This is a genomic window from Nocardiopsis sp. NPDC006832, from assembly GCF_040635885.1.
Classification (GTDB): domain Bacteria; phylum Actinomycetota; class Actinomycetes; order Streptosporangiales; family Streptosporangiaceae; genus Nocardiopsis.
The window spans coordinates 1-14,480 of record NZ_JBEYLC010000068.1 but is presented as its reverse complement, the minus strand read 5'-3'; the positions used below and the strand labels follow the sequence as shown (position 1 = coordinate 14,480).

Below are 14,480 nucleotides of genomic sequence, written 5' to 3'. Positions count from 1 at the left end.
CACGGTGGAAGCGCTCCAATGGCTCTGATGCCACGTTCTCACGGTGTGTTCGTCTCGGGATCGTCCTGTTCCGGCCATGCCCGGCGCGGTGGTCGGGGCCTTTCGACGCAGCCTTCCGGACGGCGACCCGGAGTGATGGACGCCGGGAGCGGGCCTAGCCTGGGGGCATGCGTTCGTACACCCCGCTCCTGGCCCTGATGGCCGACCTGGCCTGCGTACTCGTCTTCGTCGTGGTGGGCAAGGCCGACCACGCGACCGGGCTCACCCCGGCCGCGGTGGCCGGGACCGCGTGGCCGTTCGTGGCCGCGTTGCTCGCCGGTTGGCTCGCCACCCTGGCGTGGCGCTCACCTGCCCGGATCTGGCCGACCGGAGTGTTCGTGTGGGCGGTGACCGTGATCGGTGCGATGCCGTTGCGCCTCCTCACCGGAGAGGGCGCGCCGCTCTCCTTCGTCGTGGTGACGTCGCTGTTCCTGGCCGCGACCATGCTCGGTTGGCGGGTCGTGACGCTGTTGGTCTCCCGGCGGAAGGACCGGGCACAGGCTCGAACGGTGGGCCCGCAGGCGTGAGTCGGCCCCGGTCGCGTGTGACCTTCGTCGGGACGACCGGGTACGGACCGTTCGTAAGCTTGGTTCGATGAACGAACAACCGGATCCAGAGGCCGACTCCGACACCACCATCACCGGTGGTGAGGACGAGGCACGCGAGGTCGGGGTGGGTCCCTGGCCCGGCCCCTGGCCGGACGGCGACCACTACGATCCCGAGCTGCTCGCCCATGGCGACCGGCGCAACGTGGTCGACCACTACCGGTACTGGCGCCGTGAGGCGATCGTGGCCGACCTGGACATGGTCCGCCACGACTTCCACGTGGCCGTGGAGAACTGGTCGCACGACTTCAACATCGGATCGGTGGTGCGCACCGCCAACGCGTTCGGCTGCGCGGCCGTGCACATCGTGGGCAAGCGCCGTTGGAACCGACGGGGCGCCATGGTCACCGACCGCTACCAGCACGTGCACCACCACCCCGACACCGCTTCGCTGGTGGCCTGGGCCGCCGAGCACGACCTGACGCTGATCGGCGTGGACAACCTGCCGGGCGCCGTGCCGTTGGAGACCCACCCGTTGCCGCGCAACGCCGTGCTGGTGTTCGGGCAGGAGGGCCCGGGTCTGTCGGAGGAGGTCCGTCAGGTGTGCGCGGCGGTCCTGTCCATCGCCCAGTTCGGTTCGACCCGGTCGATCAACGCGGGGGCCGCCGCGGCGATCGCCATGCACGCCTGGGTCCGGGCACACGTGTTCGCGCAGCCCGTTCCCGACACGGCGACCACACCCACTCCGTGATTCGTCCGTGATCTAACATGAACGGATCATCGCCCCCGAACCGGAAGTAGCAAGGGTAAAGGGATCCCGGCCCTGAAGGACCGGGCTTTTCAGCCCCTTGTGGCTGAGAGCCGCCTTTACCGGCACCAGCCATCACCTATGAGGAGGTGACCTCGATGGCTACGTTCCGCACAGGACAGAAGACCCACCAGGCCGTGCTTCCTCAGCGGCCTGCTCTGGAATCGGAGTCAGTAGACACGCCCCGGATCGGGCACGAAACGGGACTCCGGCCCCACCCCAGGGTGGTACCCGGTGCGGAACATGTGCGAGGGGAGACCGGTACCGCAGCACCTGGCGGTTCCGGCGTCACCCCCCAGCTTCAAGCTGGGGAGAGGCCGCGTGAGCGGCACCCATCCGTCTTCGTCCTGGACAAGAACCAGATTCCGCTCCAGCCCTGTCATCCGGCCAGGGCCCGCAAACTGTTGCACAAGGGTCGGGCGGTCGTGGCTCGGCACACCCCCTTCACCATCCGCCTCAAGGACCGCACCATCGCCGAGTCCGAGGTGGACGGTGTCCAGGTCGGTATCGACCCGGGCAGTAAGCACACCGGCATCGCCGTGTTCACCCATCAGGGCGGGCAGCGGCGCGGCCGGTACAGCATCCAGCTGGATCATCGTGGTGCGCAGGTCCGTAAGAAGATGGGGCAACGCTCCGCCTATCGGCGGCGCCGCCGGACAGCGAATCTGCGCCACCGCGCCCCCAGGTTCGCCAACCGCACCCGCCCCCAAGGATGGCTCGCCCCGTCCCTGCGACACCGGGTGGAGACCACCACCGCCTGGGTGGACCGGCTCACCAGGTGGGCACCGGTCAAAGCAGTGCACATGGAACGGGTCGCCTTCGACACCCACGCCCTGGACGCCCTCGCGGTGGGCAAGGTCGACACCATCACCCAGACCACCGACCGGGTCCTGATCGCCGGATGCGCGGGCCGGGGCTCCTACGCCCGCACCCGACCCGACAAACACGGATTCCCGAGGCTGAGCCTGCCCCGAACAAAGGGGTTCTTCGGGTTCACCACCGGTGACCTGGTCCGGGCCGTGGTCCCCCAGGGAAAGAAGGCAGGCACCCACACCGGCCGGGTCGCGGTACGCGCCTCGGGCAGTTTCAACATCACCACCACCCACGGCACCATCCAAGGCATCGGACACAAGTACATGCGTCTGCTCCAAAGAGCGGACGGCTACGGCTACACCTGGAAGGGAGAGGGCGTTTCCTCCCGGCCCTCAAGGACCGGGTAACCACGCCCAACAAATCGATGAGCCCGATCGTCACGTCCGTCGCTCGCGCCGCCACCCTGGACGACGTCCCCGACCTCGCCCGTGTCCTCAGCCGTGCGCTGCACGACGACCCGCTCTTCCGTTGGCTCTTCCCCGACGACGAGAACCGCATGGCCAAGGTGCGACGCTTCTTCGCTCTGACCACCGGCTACGGCTACGTCCCCGGTGGTGACACCCGTCTGACCGCCATCGCCGACTCCGAGGGTTCCGTCCCGGTCCCCCGCGCCGCCGCGCTGTGGGCGCCGCCCACGAGCAACCCCGAGGGGCCGCTGGTGTCGCCGCGCACCTGGCCGCACTGGGCGTCCCTGCTCGGACGTGGCCGGGTCGCCGCGTTCGTCCGGGTCTTCGCCGAGTGGAAGATGGCCGCCCCTCAGGAGCCCCACCTGTACCTGGCCGGTCTCGGGGTCGACCCGAGCGTGGCCGGTACCGGGGTGGGCGGTGGACTGCTCTCCGCGGGGCTGGACGAGGCCGACTCCCAGGGGCTGCCGGTGTTCACCCAGACGCTCAACGACAAGAGCATCGGGTTCTACGAACGGTTCGGGTTCCGGGTCGTCCACGAGATCCCGCACGAGGACGTCGGGACCGGCTACTTCCTGCTGCGGCAACCGTCCTGACCGTTCCCGCGGAACCGCCCACCCGTGACGTGACCGTGATCTAGCATGGCGATGACGCCCCTCGGAAGGACGGAACCGATGCCCGCGACGGCCAGCTCTGTGAAGTCGATTCGTACCGCCACCATGGACGACGTCCCCGCCATCGCACGGGTGCTCGGCCGCGCCTACCACAGTGACCCGCTGTTCCGGTGGTTCTTCCCCGAGAACGAGACCCGTATGGCACGTTCCATCCGGATGTGCGCCCTCACCGCCGGTTTCGACCGCGTTCCCGGCGGTGACGCCCACGTCTTCGAGACCGACGAGGACGGGCGCCGGGTGGTGCGCGGCGCCGGCCTGTGGAAGCCGCCCGGCGACGACGCCAAGGAGGGCGCGACGATGCTGCGGTCCCTGCCGCACCTCGCGTCGATGTTGGGCGTGCGGCGCCTGCCCCGGATCATGCGCTACGTCGCCGAACTCAAGGGGTCGGCCCCCGAGGAGCCGCACTGGTACCTGAGGGCCCTGGGCACCGACCCGGCCGCCCGTGGCACCGGTGTGGGTTCCAGCCTGGTGCGCGCCGGGCTCGCCCAGGCCGACAGCGACGGGGTCCCGGTGTACCTGGACACGACGAACCCGGCCGACATCGGCTTCTTCGAGCGGTTCGAGTTCCGTGTCGTCCGAGCGGTCAACGACCCGGACTTCCCCTCCACCTACTGCATGCTCCGCCCCGCCGTCTGACCCCTGTCGGTACCGCCTGGGAGGGTTCGGCCATGCTGATCGTCTTCGCCGGTCTGCCCGGTTCCGGCAAGAGCACCATCGCCCGCGCGCTCGGACGCCACTCGCCCGCCCCGGTACTGTCCGTCGACCCCGTCGAGGCCGCGCTCCTGCGTTCGGGGATCGAACGGGAACAGCCCACCGGTCTGGCCGCGTACGTGGTGGTGGAGGCGATGGCGGCCGACCTGCTCTCCCTGGGACAGGCGGTGATCGTGGACGCGGTCAACGACGCAGAGGAGGCTCGCGAACAGTGGCGGAACCTGGCCGAACGGCAGAGGGCTCCCCTGGTCTGGATCGAGGTGGTCTGTTCCGACCCCGACCTTCATCGCCGCAGGTTGGCGGGGCGTGAGCGAGACCTACCCGGGTTCCCCGAACCCGCCTGGGCGTCGTTGGAGACGCGTCGACCGGGTCTTGCGGCGTGGATGGACGAACGCTTGATCCTCGATTCGGTCCGAGAGCCGCAAACCAACGTCGAGACGGCTCTGGACCATCTGCGTACCGCCCGGGTTCGTGGCATCACGTGTGGGATCGCCGAGGAGGATGTCGACTCGCTTCGCCGGTCGGGGAATCCAACGCGAAGGGGCCGCCTCCCCGAGGGAGACGGCCCCGACTCATGACCGGGGATCGTGACTAGCCGATGCCCTTGCCGAGCGAGCCCAGCAGGTCGCGGTTGAGCTGGGAGATGGTGTCCAGCGGGATGCCCTTCGGGCAGACCGCGGCGCACTCACCGATGTTGGTGCAGCCGCCGAAGTCCTCTTCGTCCTGCTGGTTGATCATCTTCACCACGCGGGAGGCACGCTCGGGCTGTCCCTGCGGGAGCATGCCCAGGTGCGTGACCTTCGCGGCGGTGAACAGCATGCTGGACGCGTTCGGGCAGGCCGCCACGCACGCGCCACAACCGATGCAGGTCGCGGCGTCGAACGCGCGGTCCGCGTCCGGCTTCGGGATCGGGTTGGCGTGGGCGTCCGGGGCGGTACCGGTGGGCGCGCTGATGAAACCGCCCGACTGGATGATGCGGTCGAACGCACCACGGTCGACGACGAGGTCCTTCACGACCGGGAACGCCTTGGCCCGCCACGGCTCGACCGTGATGGTGTCGCCGTCGTTGAAGCTGCGCATGTGCAGCTGGCAGGTGGTCGTACGCTCGGGGCCGTGCGCCTCGCCGTCGATCACGACGCCACAGGCACCACAGATGCCCTCGCGACAGTCGTGGTCGAAGGCGACCGGGTCCTCGTTCTCAAGCGTGAGCTTCTCGTTGAGAACGTCGAGCATCTCAAGGAAGGACATGTCCTCGGAGACGTCCGTGAGCTTGTACGTGACCATCCGGCCTTCGTCGTCACGGCCCTTCTGGCGCCAAACGCGCAGGGTGATGTTCACTTGTAACTCCGCTGCTTCATCTCGACGTACTCGTACTCCAGGGCTTCCTTGTGGAGCACGGGCTTGCTGTCAACGCCGGCGAACTCCCAGGCGGCGACGTAGGCGAACTCGTCGTCGTGACGCAGCGCCTCGCCGTCCTCGGTCTGGCTCTCCGCTCGGAAGTGACCACCACAGGACTCGCGGCGGTGCAGGGCGTCGACGCACATGAGCTCACCGAGCTCCAGGAAGTCGGCCACGCGGTTGGCCTTCTCCAGAGCCTGGTTGAACTCCTCATTGGTGCCGAGCACCTTGACGTCGCGCCAGAACTCGGCGCGCAGCTCGCGGATGAGGTCGATGGCCTTGCGCAGGCCCTCTTCGCTGCGCTCCATGCCGCAGTAGTCCCACATGATGTGGCCGAGCTCCTTGTGGAAGGAGTCGACGGTGCGGGAACCGTTGGTGGAGAGCAGCTTGTCGATCCGGTTGGTGACCAGGTCCTTGGCCTTGACGGCTTCGGGGTGCTGCTCGTCGACCGTTTCGAACGGGCCGTCCGCCAGGTAGTCGTTGATGGTGTTCGGCAGGACGAAGTAGCCGTCCGCCAGACCCTGCATCAGCGCGCTGGCGCCCAGGCGGTTGGCGCCGTGGTCGGAGAAGTTGGCCTCACCGGTCACGAACAGGCCCGGGATGGTGCTCTGCAGGTCGTAGTCGACCCACAGGCCACCCATGGTGTAGTGCACCGCGGGGTAGATGCGCATCGGAAGTTCGTACGGGTTCTCACCGGTGATGCGCTGGTACATGTCGAACAGGTTGCCGTACTTGGCCTCGACGGCGTCCCGGCCCATGCGTTCGATGGCGGCCGTGAAGTCCAGGTACACGCCCAGACCACCGGGGCCGACACCGCGGCCCTCGTCGCAGACGTTCTTGGCGGCGCGGGAGGCGATGTCACGCGGCACCAGGTTGCCGAAGGCCGGGTAGATGCGCTCCAGGTAGTAGTCGCGCTCGTCCTCGGGGATCTGCCGCGGGTCGCGGTCGTCGCCGCCCTTCTTGGGCACCCAGATCCGACCGTCGTTACGGAGCGACTCGCTCATCAGGGTCAGCTTGGACTGGTAGTCGCCGCTGACCGGGATGCAGGTCGGGTGGATCTGCGTGTAGCAGGGGTTGGCGAAGTACGCGCCCTTGCGGTGCGCACGCCAGGCGGCGGTGACGTTCGAGCCCATCGCGTTGGTGGACAGGAAGAACACGTTGCCGTAACCACCGGTGGCCAGGACCACGGCGTCGGCGAAGTGCGTCTCGATCTCACCGGTGACCATGTCGCGGGCGATGATGCCGCGCGCCTTGCCGTCCACGATGACCAGTTCGAGCATCTCGTGCCGGGTGTGCATCTTGACGGTGCCGGCGGCGATCTGCCGCTCCTGCGCCTGGTAGGCGCCGATCAGCAGCTGCTGACCCGTCTGGCCGCGGGCGTAGAAGGTACGGGAGACCTGCACGCCACCGAAGGAACGGTTGTCGAGCAGACCGCCGTACTCGCGGGCGAACGGGACGCCCTGGGCGACGCACTGGTCGATGATCTCGACGCTGGTCTGCGCGAGGCGGTAGACGTTCGACTCGCGGGAGCGGAAGTCACCGCCCTTGACCGTGTCGTAGAACAGCCGGTGGATGCTGTCGCCGTCGTTGCGATAGTTCTTCGCGGCGTTGATGCCACCCTGCGCGGCGATGGAGTGCGCGCGCCGGGGGCTGTCCTGGTAGCAGAACGAGGAGACGTTGTAGCCCGCCTCGCCCAGGGTCGCCGCGGCGGAGGCACCGGCCAGGCCGGTGCCGACGATGATGACGGAGAGCTTGCGCCGGTTCGCGGGGTTGACCAGCTTGGCCGAGAAACGGCGCTGGTCCCAGCGCTCGTTGATCGGCCCCTCAGGAGCCTTCTCGTCCCGGATCGGGGAGCCCTCGGTGTAAAGGTCGATGTCAGACAATTAACTCACCAGTCCAAAGGTGACCGCCAGGGGCGGAAGCAGGAACCCGACGGTCACGACCAGAGCGATGGCCACGGCCACGGCGTTGATCTTGCCCTGGCGCGCGGCGGTGTTGGCGCCCAGGGTGGCCATGCCACTCCAGATGCCGTGTCGCAGGTGGAAGCCGACCGCGATCACCGCGGCGATGTAGAACAGCGTCACGAACCAGAACTCGGGCTGGAAACCGTTCACGAGTCGCTCGTAGGGGCTGTCCGACTTGCCGCCGGGGGCGATCACGTTCACCGTCAGGTGCAGGATGTGGAAGATCACGAAGAGCGCGATCAGCACTCCGCCGTACCGCATGGTGTACGAGGAGTAGGTGCGCTTCACCCTCTTCTTCACCACGTAGCGCTGCTGACGCGCCTTGCGCGCGCGGATCGTCAGCACCGCCGCCGAATAGATGTGGATCAGGATGCTCGCGAGGAGAACGATCCGGAAGACCCACAGGAAGCCGCTCTCGGGCAGGAGAGGATAGCCGATCTCACGGAGTCCGTGAGCGTAGCCGTCGAAGGCCTCCTGGCCCGCGAAGACTTTCAGGTTGCCGTACATGTGCGCGATCAAATACAGCACAAGGATCGCACCGGAGGTCGCCATTGCCGCCTTCAGCGCCACCGTGGATCCGTAGGCCGTAGACCGCTTCTTGGTCAAGGTACTGTTCGCCACAGCCTGCCACTCTAAATTCGAGTTAAGCCCAACGTCCAAGTCATCGCGACCCTCGTGTCCATAGCCTTAGGCTATGAAGCATGCAGTTCCAGCAGCTCGCCTACTTCGTCGCTGTGGCCCGCACGCGCCATTTCACCCGTGCAGCCGAGCTTTCACGCGTCGCTCAGCCGAGTTTGAGCAAACAGATCCGCAGCCTTGAGAAGGAGTTGGGTGCGCCGTTATTCAGTCGTGCCCGGGGAAACATCACACTCACTCCAGCGGGTGAGGCATTGCTTCCGCTCGCCCAACGCATCCTCACCGACCTGGAAACGGCCCGTCGCGAGGTGGCGGAACTGGCCGGCGTGCGGCGCGGCCGGGTGCGACTGGGGGCGACCCCATCCTTGTGCGCGGGACTACTGGCGGACGTTCTCGCCGACTTCCATACCCGCTTCCCCGGGATCGAACTCCACGTGGAGGAGAGCGGTTCACGCGACCTCATCCGCAACCTGGGTCGCGGCGAACTCGACATGGCCCTGATCATCCTCCCGCTGCAAAGCAGCGATCCGGACTTCTCCACCACCCCGATCCTGCGGGAGAACCTGGTGGTGGCCAGCCCTACGTCGGAGCCCGCGCCGAACGGGCGCGCCTCGATGCGCATCACCGAACTCCAGGGGCGCCCCCTGGTCATGTTCCGGCGGGGTTACGACGTTCGCGAGGCGACGCTCCGCGCCTGCCGCGCCGCCGGTTTCGAGCCGGAGTTGGCCGTGGAGGGCGGCGAGATGGACGCGGTCCTGAGGTTCGTCGAGGCCGGTCTGGGGTTGGCGGTGGTGCCCAGCATGGTGTTGCGCAACCGGCCCGGGCTGCGCGGCACCCCGCTGTCCCGTCCCCGTCTGCTGCGCACCGTGGCGTTGGCCCGGCGCAAGGACGTGGAGCCCTCGCACTCGGCGGACGCGTTCCGCCGGCACCTGCACGCGTACCTGCTGGCGATGGGACCGCAGGACCTGGGACCCGACCTGGAGGTCCTCATCTCCGCCACGGACGCCGGAGGGCCACGGAACCGTCATGGCGAGACGCGGGACGACGGACTGTCCATGTCCCCCTGAAGCGCCTCTCGCGCCGTTCGCGCCCGGAGGACGCCGCGGGCCACGATCGTGATCACCTGGGCCCCTATATCAACTCCGGGCACTTTCTCGCCAGCAGCCCCGAAAACCGCATCGCGGATAAATGGCCTGATAGTTCTCCTTTCTTCGCAAATCGCATGGCGATAGTGGCGTACATCACAGCCATTTCTCGCGGATTCCCCAGCCCCGGAACGTGACCGTGATCACAGCGACCTAGCGTTGCGTAGCAGACCGGTTCCCTACTGCTTCCCCCGGCCGTCCAGAACCAGGGGCGGTCACGGCCACCGGAGGGGCGCGGGCCCGCACCCGTATCCCCGTCCGGGTCGCTCTCCACAGGAGGTGGAGTCCACGGTGACCTCGACACAAGACGCAAACCCCGCCGGGCGGGCGCGCGTCCCCGGGCGCACGCTCAGAACCGACCGATGGTGGCTGGGTCCGACGCTGACGACGTTGGGCCTGGCCACCTTCCTCGTCTACGGAGCCGCACGGGTCTTCCAACAGGACCACTACTGGGTCCAGGAACACCACTACCTGACGCCCTTCTACTCCCCCTGTCTGGCCCAGCAGTGCGTCCCGGACGCGTCACTCTTCGGCCGGGTCCCCTGGGAGTTCCCGCCCTTCCTGCCGTACGCCCTGCTCAGCCTGCCGATCCTGCTGCTGTTCCGGGTGACCTGCTACTACTACCGCAAGGCCTACTACCGCTCCGTCTGGCAGGCGCCGACGGCCTGCGCGGTCCGCGAACCGCACCGGAACTACACCGGCGAGACCCGGCCGCTCATGCTCCCGCAGAACGGACACCGCTACTTCTTCTACGCCGCGGGCGCCATCGTCCTGATCAACACCTGGGACATGCTCGTCCCCTTCTTCCACGGCGTGGACGGCGGCTTCGGCATCGGGGTCGGCAACCTGATCATGCTCACGAACGTGCTGTTGCTGTGGGCCTACACCTTCGGCTGCCACTCGTGCAGACACATCATGGGCGGCCGGCTGCGCAGCTTCGGCCGCAACCCCGTCCGGTACTGGCTGTGGTCGCGGGTCTCCACGCTGAACAACCGGCACATGCTCTACGGCTGGCTCAGCATCGCCTCGCTGATGATCACCGACGCCTACGTCGCGCTGGTCGCGAGCGGCACCATCACCGACCTTCGCATCCTCAACTGAGCGGGGAAGGAAGAAGCATCGCATGCCCCCCAAAACAGAGGCCGGGGTCACCCGGTACAGCTACGACGTCGTGGTGATCGGCGCGGGCGGAGCGGGTCTACGCGCCGCGATCGCCGCCCGTGAACAGGGCAAACGAACCGCGATCATCTCCAAGTCGCTCTTCGGCAAGGCCCACACGGTGATGGCCGAGGGCGGGGCCGCGGCCGCCCTGGGCAACACCAACGCCGACGACACCTGGACCGTGCACTTCCGCGACACCCTGCGCGGCGGCAAGTTCCTCAACGACCCTCGCATGGCCGAACTCCACGCCAAGGAGTCCCCCGACCGGATCCTGGAGCTGGAGTACTGGGGCGCCCTGTTCGACCGCACCGCCGACGGGCGCATCAGCCAACGCAACTTCGGCGGGCACGAGTATCCGCGACTGGCGCACGTGGGCGACCGCACGGGGCTGGAGCTGATCCGCACCCTCCAACAGCGGATCGTGGCGCTCCAGCAGGCGGACGCCGTCGAGCACGGCGACCCCGACGCCCGGTTGCGGGTGTTCGCCGAGACCGCGGTCACCGACCTCCTGCGCGAGCCCGGAGACGAGGGCCGGGTGGTCGGCGCGTTCGGTTACCGGCGTGTGGACGGCGGCTTCGTGTTGTTCGAGGCGCCTACCGTGGTGCTGGCCACCGGCGGGATCGGCAAGGCCTTCCGCACCACCTCCAACTCCTGGGAGTACACCGGTGACGGGCACGCGTTGGCCCTGCGCGCCGGGGCGTCGCTGATCAACATGGAGTTCGTGCAGTTCCACCCCACCGGGATGGTCTGGCCACCTTCGGTGAAGGGCATCCTCGTCACCGAGTCGGTCCGCGGTGACGGCGGAGTGCTGCGCAACTCCAAGGGCGATCGGTTCATGTTCGACTACGTGCCCGACGTGTTCCGCTCCCAGTACGCCGAGACCGAGGCGGAGGCCGACGGCTGGTACGACGATCCCGCGAACAACCGCAGGCCACCGGAGCTGCTGCCCCGCGACGAGGTGGCCCGGGCGATCAACAACGAGGTGAAGGAGGGGCGCGGGTCGCCGCACGGCGGCGTGTTCCTTGACGTGTCCACCAGGTTGCCGGCGGAGGAGATCCGGCGCCGGTTGCCGTCCATGCACCACCAGTTCAAGGAACTGGCGGACGTGGACATCACCGCCGAACCCATGGAGGTCGGCCCCACCTGCCACTACGTCATGGGCGGGGTCCGGGTGGACGCCGACACCGCCGCCTCCGACGTGCCCGGGTTGTTCGCCGCCGGGGAGGTGGCGGGCGGGATGCACGGCTCCAACCGGTTGGGCGGCAACTCGCTGTCGGACCTGCTGGTGTTCGGGCGGCGGTCCGGACTGGGCGCCGCCGCCTACGTCGACGCATTGACCGAGTCGAAGCCCTCCCCCGGTCCGGTGGATCGCGTGGTGGCGGCGGCCGTCCGCTCCTCGTTGGCCCCGCTCAAGCAGGGCGAGGGCGAGAACCCCTACACGTTGCACTCCGAGCTTCAGGACACCATGAACGACCTGGTCGGCATCATCCGCAAGGGACCGGAGATGGAGAAGGCCCTGGAGCGACTGTCGGAGCTGACCGAACGCGTACAGGTGATCAGCGCTCCGGGCGATCGCGTGTACAACCCGGGTTGGCACCTGGCGTTGGCGCTGCCGAACATGCTGCTGGTGTCGGAGGCCGTCACCAGGGCCGCCCTGGAACGCACCGAGTCGCGGGGTGGGCACACCCGTGACGACTTCCCCGACATGTCGGCGCGATGGCGGCGGGTGAACCTGGCCGCCCGGGCGGTCGACGGTCGGGTGGAGCTGACCCGGCGTCCGCTCGCCGACGTCCCCGCCGAACTGCTGCGCCTGTTCGAGCGGGAGGAACTGGCCAAGTACCTCACCGAGGAGGAGTTGCCCGAGGAGGGGCCACCGGAGGAGGGTCCGCGTACCGACACCGACGAGGACGCGGAGAGGACGGACACGACCGAGGAGGGCACGTCATGACCGAGCGGACGTTCCGGGTGTGGCGAGGATCGGACGAGGGCGAACTCACCGAGTACGAGGTCGAGGTCAACGAGGGCGAGGTGGTCTTGGACGTACTGCACCGCCTCCAGGCCACCCAGGCCCCCGACATGGCCGTGCGGTGGAACTGCAAGGCCGGCAAGTGCGGTTCCTGTTCGGTGGAGATCAACGGGATGCCGCGGCTGTCCTGCATGACGCGGATGAGCGTGTTCGAGGAGGACGAGGTGGTGACGGTGACGCCCATGCGCACCTTCCCGGTCGTCCGGGACCTGGTGTGCGACGTGTCGTTCAACTACGACAAGGCGCGCGAGATCCCCTCGTTCACCCCGGACCCGAACACCTCGCCGGGCGACTTCCGGATGCGGCAAGTGGACGTGGAGCGTCCCCAGGAGTTCCGCAAGTGCATCGAGTGCTTCCTGTGCAACAACGTGTGCCACGTGATCCGTGACCACGAGGAGAACAAGGAGCACTTCTCCGGGCCCCGCTTCCTGATGCGGGTGGCCGAACTGGAGATGCACCCGGAGGACACCGCGGACCGTCGCCGAATCGCCCAGGACGAGTTCGGGATGGGCTACTGCAACATCACCAAGTGCTGCACGGAGGTGTGTCCCGAGGGGATCCGCATCACCGACAACGCGCTGATCCCGCTCAAGGAACGGGTGGTGGACCGCAAGTACGACCCGTTGGTGTGGCTGGGGTCGAAGATCGGGATGCGACCGAAGGACACCCCGATGGTGCCGAACGTCCGCGACTCCGAACCTCGGCGGGAGTGAGCCGGAGTCGGATCGAAGGGGCCGGGCGGCGGGTGTTCTCCCGCCGCCCCTCGGAAACACCCGTGATCCATTTCCGGTTTCGACCGGGGTTTTCTTACAAGAACACCGAAAAGGCCTTGGGAATCACCTTTGTCATGGATTCAGGAAATTCTCGACTTCGTCGTAGGAGCGGGATAGCTTTACCCCCAATCGACGGCGGGAGTGGGCGGGCATGGCCGGTGCATACAGCCTCAAGAAGCACTTCGACGGCGCGGCGGCGCGCGTGCTCGGTGATTCCATTCGCACGGTGTTTCCAGGATTCGACGTGGAATCCTACGCCGTGCAGGTCGATCGCGAAGTCGAACCCCTGGAACTCAAGGATCGGGTGCTGGTGATGGCGCGGGGGCTGCGGGACCGGCTCCCCGAGCACTACCCCGAGGCGATCGCCGTGCTGGTCGCCTCCCTCAAGGACCCCTTGGGCGAGGACGACGGCATGTTCAACGACGGGTTCCACCTCATGCCCGTGGCCCGGTTCGTGGAGGAGTACGGGCTGGATCACCCGGAGGTCTCGCTGCCCGCCCTGGTGGAGATCACCAAGCGGCACACCGGTGAGTTCGCCGTCCGGCCGTTCGTGCTGCGGCACTATGAAGCGACCATGGCGCTGATGCGCGCCTGCGCGGTCGACCCCGATCACCACGTGCGCCGGTTCGCCAGTGAGGGCATCCGACCCCGACTGCCCTGGGCACGCCGGCTCCCCGGATTCGTCACCGATCCACTACCGGTGCTCGACGTGTTGGAGGCGCTGCGCAGCGACCCCTCCAAGCACGTGCGCACGTCGGTGGCCAACAACCTCAACGACATCGCCCGCGAGCACCCCGAACTGGTCCTGGACCTGGCCGAGCGGTGGACCCGGCAGAGCCCCACCCCCGAGACCGCGTGGACCGTTCGGCACGCCCTGCGCACCCTGGTCAAGGAGGGCGATCAGCGGGCCCTGGCGCTGCTCGGCGCCACCGGCGGCGAGCACGCCCGAGCCCACGGGCTCGTTCTGTCCCCGGGCCTACTGGACCTGGGCCAGACCCTGCTGGTACGGATCGAACTGGAGAACACCGACATCCGTCCGCACATGATGGTGGTCGACTACGTGGTGCACCACGTCCGCGCCGACGGCTCCCTGGGCCGCAAGGTGTTCAAGTGGACCAAGGTGGAGCTGTGCTCCGGGGAACGTCGGGTCCTGGAGAAGAAACACCCGGTGCGCCCGATCAGCACCCGCGCCTACCACCCGGGCGAACACCTGGTGGAGATCCAGGTCAACGGCCTGGTCAAGGCGTCCGCCACTTTCGACCTCCGCGTCTGAGCGGTCACCGGCGAACGGGCGGCCCCGGGCCCCGCGGGTTCGACGCGCTC

General features: G+C 67.9%; 14 protein-coding genes. 11 read left to right on the top strand and 3 right to left on the bottom strand.

Annotated features, from left to right (window positions below; all coding sequences use genetic code 11):
* Positions 1 to 167 precede the first annotated feature (167 nt).
* The 6 genes from ABZ717_RS24290 to ABZ717_RS24265 all read left to right on the top strand — a co-directional run bounded on the left by ABZ717_RS24290 (position 168) and on the right by ABZ717_RS24265 (position 4,632).
* Positions 168 to 566 (top strand): DUF3054 domain-containing protein, encoded by a 399-nt coding sequence (locus ABZ717_RS24290; protein ID WP_358514331.1) that lies wholly within the window; start codon positions 168 to 170, stop codon positions 564 to 566.
* Positions 567 to 633: 67 nt separating this feature from the next.
* The gene (locus tag ABZ717_RS24285; RefSeq protein WP_358514329.1) at positions 634 to 1,335 is read left to right on the top strand and encodes an RNA methyltransferase; all 702 of its coding nucleotides are present in this window, start codon (positions 634 to 636) and stop codon (positions 1,333 to 1,335) included.
* 404 nt (positions 1,336 to 1,739) lie between these two features.
* Positions 1,740 to 2,612 (top strand): RNA-guided endonuclease IscB, encoded by an 873-nt coding sequence (iscB, locus tag ABZ717_RS24280; protein ID WP_358514353.1) that lies wholly within the window; start codon positions 1,740 to 1,742, stop codon positions 2,610 to 2,612.
* A gap of 17 nt (positions 2,613 to 2,629) precedes the next feature.
* Positions 2,630 to 3,265, top strand: coding sequence for a GNAT family N-acetyltransferase (locus tag ABZ717_RS24275; protein WP_358514327.1), 636 nt, complete (start codon positions 2,630 to 2,632; stop codon positions 3,263 to 3,265).
* A 78-nt stretch (positions 3,266 to 3,343) separates the two neighbouring features.
* Positions 3,344 to 3,979, top strand: coding sequence for a GNAT family N-acetyltransferase (locus ABZ717_RS24270; RefSeq protein WP_358514325.1), 636 nt, complete (start codon positions 3,344 to 3,346; stop codon positions 3,977 to 3,979).
* A 32-nt stretch (positions 3,980 to 4,011) separates the two neighbouring features.
* Positions 4,012 to 4,632, top strand: a complete 621-nt coding sequence (locus ABZ717_RS24265) for an AAA family ATPase (protein WP_358514323.1) — start codon at positions 4,012 to 4,014, stop codon at positions 4,630 to 4,632.
* Positions 4,633 to 4,645: 13 nt separating this feature from the next.
* Here the strand turns inward: ABZ717_RS24265 and ABZ717_RS24260 are convergent, their stop codons facing one another.
* The 3 genes from ABZ717_RS24260 to ABZ717_RS24250 are packed head-to-tail and all read right to left on the bottom strand — an operon-like array spanning position 4,646 to position 7,986.
* The gene (locus ABZ717_RS24260; RefSeq protein WP_067603574.1) at positions 4,646 to 5,392 is read right to left on the bottom strand and encodes a succinate dehydrogenase/fumarate reductase iron-sulfur subunit; all 747 of its coding nucleotides are present in this window, start codon (positions 5,390 to 5,392) and stop codon (positions 4,646 to 4,648) included.
* Positions 5,389 to 7,335 carry a fumarate reductase/succinate dehydrogenase flavoprotein subunit gene (locus ABZ717_RS24255; RefSeq protein ID WP_358514320.1) on the bottom strand — a complete coding sequence of 649 codons (1,947 nt, stop codon included), beginning with the start codon at positions 7,333 to 7,335 and terminating at the stop codon, positions 5,389 to 5,391. The genes ABZ717_RS24260 and ABZ717_RS24255 overlap by 4 nt, the downstream gene beginning before the upstream one ends.
* Entirely contained in the window at positions 7,336 to 7,986 is a 651-nt protein-coding gene (locus ABZ717_RS24250; RefSeq protein ID WP_358514351.1) for a succinate dehydrogenase cytochrome b subunit, read from the bottom strand. It abuts the gene before it with no gap.
* 131 nt (positions 7,987 to 8,117) lie between these two features.
* On the opposite strand from ABZ717_RS24250, the gene ABZ717_RS24245 reads away from it, so the two are divergent.
* From ABZ717_RS24245 to ABZ717_RS24225, 5 genes are all read left to right on the top strand, one after another.
* Complete coding sequence (locus ABZ717_RS24245) at positions 8,118 to 9,119, top strand: LysR substrate-binding domain-containing protein (protein ID WP_358514318.1); 1,002 nt, start codon at positions 8,118 to 8,120, stop codon at positions 9,117 to 9,119.
* A gap of 369 nt (positions 9,120 to 9,488) precedes the next feature.
* Positions 9,489 to 10,298, top strand: a complete 810-nt coding sequence (locus tag ABZ717_RS24240) for a hypothetical protein (protein WP_358514316.1) — start codon at positions 9,489 to 9,491, stop codon at positions 10,296 to 10,298.
* Between the two features lie 22 nt (positions 10,299 to 10,320).
* Positions 10,321 to 12,306: a fumarate reductase/succinate dehydrogenase flavoprotein subunit gene (locus ABZ717_RS24235; RefSeq protein ID WP_358514314.1), complete on the top strand. Its 1,986-nt coding sequence runs from the start codon at positions 10,321 to 10,323 to the stop codon at positions 12,304 to 12,306.
* Positions 12,303 to 13,097, top strand: coding sequence for a succinate dehydrogenase/fumarate reductase iron-sulfur subunit (locus tag ABZ717_RS24230; RefSeq protein WP_358514312.1), 795 nt, complete (start codon positions 12,303 to 12,305; stop codon positions 13,095 to 13,097). The genes ABZ717_RS24235 and ABZ717_RS24230 overlap by 4 nt, the downstream gene beginning before the upstream one ends.
* Before the next feature lie 211 nt (positions 13,098 to 13,308).
* Positions 13,309 to 14,430 (top strand): DNA alkylation repair protein, encoded by a 1,122-nt coding sequence (locus ABZ717_RS24225; protein WP_358514310.1) that lies wholly within the window; start codon positions 13,309 to 13,311, stop codon positions 14,428 to 14,430.
* Positions 14,431 to 14,480 lie beyond the last annotated feature (50 nt).

Coding starts and splice junctions, on each gene's coding strand:
- ABZ717_RS24245 (WP_358514318.1), top strand. CDS start 8,118: ATGCAGTTCCAGCAGCTCGCCTACTTCGTCGCTGTGGCCCGCACGCGC.
- ABZ717_RS24270 (WP_358514325.1), top strand. CDS start 3,344: ATGCCCGCGACGGCCAGCTCTGTGAAGTCGATTCGTACCGCCACCATG.
- ABZ717_RS24225 (WP_358514310.1), top strand. CDS start 13,309: ATGGCCGGTGCATACAGCCTCAAGAAGCACTTCGACGGCGCGGCGGCG.
- ABZ717_RS24285 (WP_358514329.1), top strand. CDS start 634: ATGAACGAACAACCGGATCCAGAGGCCGACTCCGACACCACCATCACC.
- ABZ717_RS24265 (WP_358514323.1), top strand. CDS start 4,012: ATGCTGATCGTCTTCGCCGGTCTGCCCGGTTCCGGCAAGAGCACCATC.
- ABZ717_RS24275 (WP_358514327.1), top strand. CDS start 2,630: ATGAGCCCGATCGTCACGTCCGTCGCTCGCGCCGCCACCCTGGACGAC.
- ABZ717_RS24235 (WP_358514314.1), top strand. CDS start 10,321: ATGCCCCCCAAAACAGAGGCCGGGGTCACCCGGTACAGCTACGACGTC.
- ABZ717_RS24230 (WP_358514312.1), top strand. CDS start 12,303: ATGACCGAGCGGACGTTCCGGGTGTGGCGAGGATCGGACGAGGGCGAA.
- ABZ717_RS24290 (WP_358514331.1), top strand. CDS start 168: ATGCGTTCGTACACCCCGCTCCTGGCCCTGATGGCCGACCTGGCCTGC.